Origin of the sequence: Streptococcus sp. HSISS2 (genome assembly GCF_000448665.1) — a bacterium.
In the GTDB taxonomy this organism is placed as follows: domain Bacteria; phylum Bacillota; class Bacilli; order Lactobacillales; family Streptococcaceae; genus Streptococcus; species Streptococcus raffinosi.
On sequence record NZ_CM002133.1, the window covers coordinates 456,615 to 458,582 of the forward strand.

At 42.8% G+C, this 1,968-nt stretch carries 1 pseudogene; it reads left to right on the plus strand.

Annotated elements, in window-relative coordinates:
• Positions 1 to 1,968: pseudogene (locus tag HSISS2_RS11605) on the plus strand (chromosome segregation SMC family protein); the annotation flags it as partial.

A 1,968-nucleotide genomic window follows, 5' to 3' on the forward strand; every position in this document is an offset into this window, starting at 1 on the left:
GCAGGAACAGAGGTTCGTAAGGCTCTCAACTATGCGGAAGTAGCGGTCACACTTGATAACAGTGATGGCTTTATCGCGGGTGCTGGTGAAACAATTCGTGTGGAGCGACATATTTATCGAAACGGTGACAATGATTACTTGATTGATGGTCGTAAGGTTCGTCTACGTGATATTCATGACCTCTTCATGGATACAGGTCTCGGCCGTGATTCTTTTTCCATTATTTCTCAAGGTCGTGTTGAGGCAATTTTTAATGCCAAGCCTGAAGAGCGCCGTGCTATTTTCGAAGAAGCCGCAGGTGTTCTCAAATATAAAACACGTAAGAAAGAAACGGAAAGCAAGCTTAATCAAACCCAAGATAATCTTGATCGTTTGGAAGATATCATCTACGAGCTAGATGGTCAGATTAACCCCCTTGAAAAACAAGCAGCCACAGCCAAACGTTACTTGGAATTAGATGAAGAGCGTAGACAGACACAGCTTAATCTTTTAGTCCACGATATTGAAGTTGGTAAAAAGATTTGTCCAAAACGCAAGAGGATTTGGCAGAGGTCAAGGACAAATTAACCAGCTATTATGAGAAACGTCATCGTCTAGAGACTGAAAACCAAGAACTTAAGCAAAAACGTCATCAAATTTCAGAACAAATTTCTTCAGATCAACAAACCTTGGTGGATGTCACACGTCTCATTAGCGACTTTGAGCGTCAAATTGATCTTTATACCATGGAGAGTCAGCAGCGTTCAGAGAAAAAAGAAGAAACTGAAGCTCGTCTCAGTGAGCTAGGGCATTTGAAAGCAGAGGCAAGAGCATCCCTTGATAAGGTTAATCAAGGCCAAGTTGAATTGAATGCTGAGTTGGATAGCCTTGCACAAGAGCTGATTGCTATTCAAAAAGAACTAGAGCAATTTTCTGATGATCCAGATACACTTATTGAACGTTTACGTGAGGACTATGTTGGTCTGATGCAGGAGGAAGCCAAAGTTTCCAACAGTTTGACTCAGGTCACCCACGACATGGACAGTCAGATACAAGCGCTCGAGGCACAAGCTGAAGAATATAAACAAGCTCAAGCGGATTTACTTTCCGCTCAGGAAGTGGCTAGCGAAGCCCAAAAAGCTTATCAAGCAGCCCAAGAGAGTCTTCAAAACCTTTTTGGCTAGCTACAAAGAAAAGGCTCAGGCTTATCAAGCTCTTGATAAGGACTACCAAGAAGCTCAAAAGCAGATGTTTGACCTCATGGATTATCTTAAAAGTAAAGATGCCCGTCGTCAAAGTCTAGAATCTATCCAGAAAAATCATTCTAATTTCTATGCAGGGGTGAAGGCTGTCCTTCAAAATGCCCAATCCATTCAGGGAATTATTGGCGCAGTCAGTGAACACTTAACCTTTGACACGCGTTATCAGACGGCTCTTGAGATTGCTATGGGAGCTAGCGGTCAAAATATTATTGTTGAGGACGAAGCGGCCGCTAAGCGTTCGATTGACTACTTGAAACGAAATCGTCAAGGACGTGCGACCTTCTTGCCTTTGACCACTATTAAGCCACGTCAACTAAATGGACAATTTGCTCAAAGTCTTGCCAATGCACCAGGTTTTATAGGTATGGCTTCCGATTTGGTTACCTATGAGGACCGCTTATCTAATATTTTCCAAAACCTCCTAGGGGTGACAGCAATCTTTGATACCATTGACAATGCCAATAAGGCGGCTCGAGCGGTTCGTTTCCAAGTGCGTATGGTTACTCTTGACGGGTCTGAGATTCGTCCCGGTGGTGCCTTTGCTGGTGGTACCAACAAACAAAACAATAATCTCTTCATCAAGCCTGAACTGGATGTATTGACTGCTGAATTAACCAGATTAAGGCTCAATTAAGTGATAGTGAGGCCAAAGTTGAAGCCCTTAAATACAACGTAAGGCTCTACAGAAAGAGTTAGAAGGCCTTAAGGTAGATGGTGAAAATAGCTA